The sequence below is a fragment of the Nonomuraea sp. NPDC003201 genome, assembly GCF_053590415.1.
In genome coordinates, this window is sequence record NZ_JBSFTC010000471.1 from 1 (window position 1) to 6,184 (window position 6,184).

A 6,184-nucleotide genomic window follows, 5' to 3' on the forward strand; every position below is an offset into this window, starting at 1 on the left:
GTCGAGCGGCTGGCGGGGCGGCGCGGCAGGCGTTCGACCGCGACCAGGCAGGTCTCGGCCCGGTCCAGTTCGCCGAGCCCCACCAGGGCGTCGATGAACAGGTCGAGCCACTGTACGACGCCGGGCTCGTACACGATGTCGTGCACCTCCACCGCCCGCAGCGCCTCCAGCGCCGTCACCGTCGCGGCGTGGTCGCCCCTGGCGGCGGCCAGGTGCGCGGCGGCGCCGCATCCGTGCGCGAGCGCCGCCACCGAGTCCGCCCCGGCGACGGCCGCCCGGACGTGGGACTCCGCGAGCGGCCAGTCGCCGCGCGAGGCCGGGACGAGGGCGGCCAGCCCGTGGCAGATGGGCGAGAGCCACCGCTGGTCGGCGTCGTCGGCCACGGACGCCGCGGTCTCGGTGTGCAGGGCGGCGTCGTCCCAGCGGCCGGAGCGGTACTCGACCTGCCCCAGCATGGCCATGGCCAGCATGCGGAACGGCACCGAACGCTCCCCGCACGCCGCCACCACCCCCGACAGGTCGGCCAGCCCGCCCGCCAGGTCGTCCGAGCAGGTGCGCAGCAGCCCGCGGCCGAGCAGCGCGTCCAGGTCGGCGATCGTCGCCGACGCGGGCGGCGGCAGGTCGGCGGTCGCGGCCAGCGCCGCGTCGATCTCGCCGGAGACGGCCAGGCCGGTGAGCTGGGTGAAGCGGTTGTAGTCGATGCTGAGGCGGTAGCCGGGGGAGTCGCGGGCGCGTTCGGCCCAGCGGGCGGCCTGCCCGCCCTCGGCCTTGACCAGGCAGAGCATGGCGAGCTGCTGCGCCGCCCGCGCCGCCAGGCCCGACTCGGGCGGCCCGGCCTGCTCCCAGGCCGTGATGAGCTGCGCCCGCGCCTCCTCGACCTGGCCGCGCACCATGGCCAGGTGGCCGAGCGCGTAGCCGCGCACCGCCGGGTGCGCGTCCTCGGGCAGGCTCGCGGTCAGCCCGGCCGCCTCGTCGACCCGTCCGTCCAGCAGCAGCGCCTCCACCGCCTCGGCGGCCAGCGGCGCGGGGTCGCCCGACAGCTCCGCCGCCGCCTTCAGGTGCTCGGCCGCGCCGCCGAACGCGCCGAGCCGTACCTGCGCCCGGCCCAGCTCCGCCAGCTCGGCGGCCAGCTCCGGGCTCGGGCCCGCCACCGCCTCGATGCGGTGCCGCAGCCGCGCCTGCTCGCCCTCCGCCACCAGCGCCGCCCGCGCGTGCAGGGCCGAGCGCTGCGCCGGGCCGAGGTCGCGGTAGACGGCCGCGCGGATCAGCGGATGCGCGAACGCCGCCACGGGCCCGCGCGAAGAGGACCGTTCCAGCAGCACACCCTCGCGCACGGCCTGTTCGAGCGCCTGCAGCGGCTCAGCCACCCCGGCCACCCGCGCCGCCAGGTGCAGCGGGCACGACATGCCCAGCACGCTGACCGCGCCGACCAGCTCGCGCACCGGCGGCGCGCACCTGGCGACCTTGGCCAGCACCAGCATCGTGTACGACCTGGGCGCCGGCAGCGGCTGCGCCAGGTCGTCCAGCGCCTCCAGGGGCACCTCCTCCAGCAGCGCCCGCAGGTACAGCGGCACGCCCTCGGTGTGGGCGACCAGCCTGGCCACGGCCCGCTGCGACACCCGCCCGCCGACCAGCGCGGTCACCTCCGGCTCCCGCAGTCCGCGCAGCCGCAGCCGGTGGGTGGTGTCGGCGGCGATGAGCCGCCGCAGCCCCTCGGGGCCCGGCAGCGTGGCGGCCTCGCGCAGCAGGAGCACCGCCATGACCCGGTCCACGCGCAGCCTGCGCAGGCAGAACGTCAGCGCCCGCAACGTCGGCGCGTCCGCCCAGTGCACGTCGTCCACGACCAGGCAGAGCGGCTCGCTCGCCTGCCGCTCGCTCAGCTCCGGCAGCAGCGCCGCCCCGACCGCGAGCGGATCGGGCGGCTCGGCCGCGGCCGGCGCCTCGATCTGCGCGGGGAGCCCGCCGAACAGCCTGGTCAGCGTCCCGTACGGCAGCAGCGCCTCACCCTCGTCCCCGTCGGTGAACAGCACGTTGCCCGTCCCGCACGTCTCCAGGAACCGCTGGACCAGCGTCGTCTTCCCGATCCCCGCCGGCCCCTCGACCACGACGAGCCTGGGCAGTCCGGCGCGGGCGCGCTCGAACTCCGCGGCCAGGCATCGGAGCTCCTGATCCCGTCCGACGAACGTCATACCGGCCTCCGCACGCTGGGAAATCCAACGTTGCGCGGCAAAGCGGGCGGCTCAAGTAAGACTTGCCTGTCCCCTTGTCCAGAGGTCGCGCGAAAACCAGGGGTTATCCCCAGGTCGCCGGGGCCGGTCCGGGTCCCCGCCGCCGTAGTACGGGCGGCCGGATCTGCCGCGCGGGCTCGGAGGCCCGTACTCCAGGGGAAATCCCCGGGGCGCTCCCTGAAGCGCGGGGCCCCCGGGGCGGCGGATCATGTGAGGCGGGCCCCATCGGGAGGGGTGCGGGCGAGGGCTGCCGACGGTTCGCGCAGGACGGTCACGGTCCTCGCCGCGCAGGAGGGCACGTCTCCCGGACCCGTGTCACCATCGCCACACGGGAGGCCCGGCGGGGCGGTCACGAGCGTAGCCACAGGTGGCCGCCCCGATCCCGTTCATCGACCCGCGCCGGATGCCGCCGCGGGGCCCGTGGTTGCCCGGGCCTTTACCGATCTGTGCTTCGCGCCATCATTGCACTGTGTGATAGTAATGTGACGTTGCGTATCCGATGAGTTTCGGGAGATTCTTCATGGTGGCGTACACGCTCTCAGTCGTGGCGGCGGTGGGCGCGGTGGCGCTCACCGCGCTGATCTTCAGGAAGGTCAAACGAGCCGAAGAGGACCGCGACCCCGGTGGGCCGTCGGTCGCGCACGCGGGAGCGATGCTGTCGGCCATGTTCCTGCTGGTCTTCGCCATCGCGATCATCGTTCCCTGGACCACGGCCGACGCCGCCCGCCTCAACACCCACACCGAGAGCCAGGCGGCCGTCGACGCCTACTGGGCGGCCGACGCCCTGCCGGGCACCGCGCCGCAGGACGTGCGCAGGGCGCTGCGCGACTACGTCACGTTCGTGGTCAGGGACGAGTGGCCGCTCATGGGCGAGGGCCGGATGGACCCGGTCGGCGCCGCCAGGATGGACGAGCTGCGCGGCCGCGTCACCGACCTGCAGGTGACCGGCGACAAGCAGGACGACGCCAAGAGCGCCGTGCTGGAGAAGCTCAGCGCGATCTCCACCGCGCGGGCCCAGCGCACCGCCGACGCCGCCGCGACGCCTCCCGCGGGGCTGCTGCACCTGACCATCCTCACCGGGGTCCTGGTCACCATCTTCCCGTTCCTGGCGGGGGCCAGGCCGAGAGGGCTGGCGCTGCTGCCGCTGCTGGCGACGGCCGCGCTGCTGGGCTTCGGCATCTACCTGACGTGGGACATCTCCCACGCCTTCGCCGGGCCGCTGGCCGTCGGGCCCGAGGCGTTCCAGGGGGCGCTGCAGGAGTTCACCCGCATCGGCGGGGGAGTGTGAGCGTGGGCGTCCGACGTGCTCCGCTGCTGTTCGCCATCGCCCTGGCCGCCGTGACCGTCGCGGGCCCCGCCGCGGCCGACGGGGTGCCGTGGCCGCGTCCGGTGCCGCGGGTGACCGTACGTCCCCCGGCGCCGCCGGCACCCCCGAAGAACGTGACCGTCGGCCCCACGGTGACGGTGCCCCGGGTCCGGACGCGGCGTTCACCCAGGCCCAAGGTGTCGATCTCGGTGCCGCCCCGCAAGCGCTGGGCGCCGCCGGCGGTCGTGCTGCCGCACGTGACGGTCTACCGGGACGGCGTGTGCACGGCGGATGTCCAGGTGGGGGAGTGCCCGCGCAGGAGAGCGGGCCGGGTGCGCCCGTCCGCCCCCTGGGCGGCGCCGGTGCCGGTGCCGACGCCCACCCCCACGAAGACGCCCAAGCCGAAGGCGGCCGTCCCGCTGACGCGCTTCCAGCGGGCCTCGGCGGGCCCGTCCCGGCGCAAGAGCCCGCTCAACACCGTGCTGGTGATGACCGTGGTGGTGTCGGCGATCACCTCGACGACGGCCGTGGCCTTCCGCTCGCGCCGCTGAGCCGTTATTCGGATGCCCTGTCCCGGTGCCGCGTGACACACTGACCGCCGGGCCCCGGAGATCATCGTCCGGGCCCGGCGGTGATCGGGAGAGGCGGCCGTGGCCGACGAAGAGGTGCTGACCGGTGGCGGCGTCCACCACGTGGTCCGGGGCGACGGCCGGTTCTACGATGCGGACATGGCGCACCTGGCCCGCCGCGAGCCCGCGTTCCGGTCCGCCCTTGTGACACCCCGATGATCGGGCCGGCCGCGGCACGCCCGTCGAGGCGAGGAGGCACGATGCCGGACACCCCCAGGCGCGCCACCCTGGCCACCGTCGCCGCCTCGGCCGGCGTGTCGGTCGCGACCGTCTCCAAGGTGCTCAACGGCCGCAGCGACGTCGCGCCCGCCACCCGATCCCTGGTGGAGTCGCTGCTGCGGGAGCACGAGTACGTCCCGGCCACGGCGCGGCGCGAGCCGTGCGGGAGCGTCGAGCTGCAGTTCGACGACGACCTGAACGCCTACTCCATCGAGATCATCCAGGGCGCGGTGCAGGCCGGGGCCGAGATCGGCGTCGGGATCGTCGTCAGCATCAAGAAGGACGCCGACCACAGCACCGCCTGGGTCCGCGACCTGGTCGCCGCCGGCCGCACGGCGCTGATCGCCGTCACCTGCGAACAGCTGGCCGCCCAGCAGGTGGCCGCGCTGGCGCGGGCTCGTCTGCCGCTGGTGCTGATCGACCCGCTCAACCTGCAGAGCGCCAGCGTGACCAGCGTCGGCTCCACGAACTTCGCCGGCGGGCTGGCCGCCACCCGCCACCTGCTCTCGCTCGGCCACCGCCGCATCGCCTACGTCGGCGGCCCGGCGACCGCCGCCTGCAACCAGGCCCGGCTGCACGGCTACCGCGCCGCCCTGGAGGCCGAGGGCGCGCCGGTGATCCCCGGCTACGTGTGGACCGGCCAGTTCCGCTACCACGACGGGCTGCTGGGCGGCGCGGCCGTCCTCGACCTGCCGCGGGCGCCGACGGCGATCTTCGCGGGCTGCGACGAGCTGGCCCTGGGGGTCATGGAGGCCGCCCGGGCGCGCGGGCTGCGCATCCCCGAGGACGTCAGCGTCGTGGGCTACGACGACACCCAGGTCGCCCGGATGGCCTCGCCGCCGCTGACCACGGTCCGCCAGCCGCTGCGCGTGATGGGCGGGATGGCGCTGCGCACCGCGTTGCGGCTGGCGGCCGGAGAGAGGATCGACTCCCGTCACGTGGAGCTGGCCACCGAGCTGATCGTCCGCGGGTCCACGGCGCCCGTGCCCAGGTGAGGCCAACCAATCGAGCCCCGTCCGCATCAAAAGTCACGTGGAGAGTCTGGCGCCGGGTGATCCGGTCAAGATCGGCAAATACTGGCTGGCCGGGCGGCTCGGCTCCGGCGGCCAGGGTGTCGTCTATGAGGCCTACGACGACGACGGCGGCCGGTACGCGCTCAAGGTGCTGCACGCGGAGGTCCGCGACCGGCTGGCCAAGGAGGCCGCCGCCGCCCGCAGGGTCGCGTCGTTCTGCACCGCCAGGGTGATCGACGCCGACCCGGCCGCCACTCCGCCGTACATCGTGAGCGAATACGTCGAGGGCGTGGACCTGCGGCGCGCCGGGCGGCGGTTCGCGGGCGACGACCTGCACCGGCTGGCCACCGCCGTGGCGACCGCGCTGACCGCGATCCACGAGGCCGGGGTCGTGCACCGGGACCTCAAACCGGACAACGTCCTGCTCGGACCCGACGGGCCGCGCGTGATCGACTTCGGCATCGCCCGTACCGAGGAGATGTCGCGCACGGCCGGCGACCACATCGCGGGCACGCCCACGTACATGGCGCCGGAGGTCTTCTCCGGAGACCGGGCCGGCGCCGCGGCCGACGTGTTCGCCTGGGGCGGGATCATGGTGTTCGCGGCCACCGGGCAGGATCCGTTCAGGGCGGAGACCCTCGCGGGGGTCATGCACCGGGTGCTCACCTTCGAGCCCGACCTCGACGCGCTGCCAGCGTCGCTGCGGCCGCTGGTGGCGGCGGCGCTGAGCAAGGACCCCGGGCGGCGGCCGAGCGCGCGCGGGCTGCTGCTCGCCCTGGTGGGAGGCGC

6 protein-coding genes are annotated in these 6,184 nt (G+C 75.1%); 5 read left to right on the forward strand and 1 reads right to left on the reverse strand.

Annotated features, from left to right (window positions below):
- On the reverse strand, window positions 1–2,189 hold a 2,189-nt coding region (locus ACWDX9_RS58135), incomplete at its 3' end, for an ATP-binding protein (protein ID WP_449971930.1).
- A 538-nt stretch (window positions 2,190–2,727) separates the two neighbouring features.
- On the opposite strand from ACWDX9_RS58135, the gene ACWDX9_RS58140 reads away from it, so the two are divergent.
- From ACWDX9_RS58140 to ACWDX9_RS58160, 5 genes are all read left to right on the forward strand, one after another.
- The gene (locus ACWDX9_RS58140) at window positions 2,728–3,516 is read left to right on the forward strand and encodes a bestrophin-like domain (protein WP_449971933.1); all 789 of its coding nucleotides are present in this window, start codon (window positions 2,728–2,730) and stop codon (window positions 3,514–3,516) included.
- A 2-nt stretch (window positions 3,517–3,518) separates the two neighbouring features.
- The gene (locus ACWDX9_RS58145; RefSeq protein ID WP_449971935.1) at window positions 3,519–4,085 is read left to right on the forward strand and encodes a hypothetical protein; all 567 of its coding nucleotides are present in this window, start codon (window positions 3,519–3,521) and stop codon (window positions 4,083–4,085) included.
- Window positions 4,086–4,184: 99 nt separating this feature from the next.
- A complete protein-coding gene (locus ACWDX9_RS58150; protein ID WP_449971938.1) occupies window positions 4,185–4,322 on the forward strand; it encodes a hypothetical protein in 138 nt (45 codons plus the stop codon).
- Between the two features lie 41 nt (window positions 4,323–4,363).
- Window positions 4,364–5,377, forward strand: a complete 1,014-nt coding sequence (locus tag ACWDX9_RS58155) for a LacI family DNA-binding transcriptional regulator (RefSeq protein WP_449971942.1) — start codon at window positions 4,364–4,366, stop codon at window positions 5,375–5,377.
- Between the two features lie 37 nt (window positions 5,378–5,414).
- Window positions 5,415–6,184, forward strand: a 770-nt coding sequence (locus ACWDX9_RS58160) for a serine/threonine-protein kinase (RefSeq protein ID WP_449971945.1), incomplete at its 3' end; no start/stop codon positions are given.

What these genes read in the sequence shown, in the direction of transcription:
- ACWDX9_RS58140 (WP_449971933.1), top strand. Translation starts at nt 2,728, where the DNA reads ATGAGTTTCGGGAGATTCTTCATGGTGGCGTACACGCTCTCAGTCGTG.
- ACWDX9_RS58155 (WP_449971942.1), top strand. Translation starts at nt 4,364, where the DNA reads ATGCCGGACACCCCCAGGCGCGCCACCCTGGCCACCGTCGCCGCCTCG.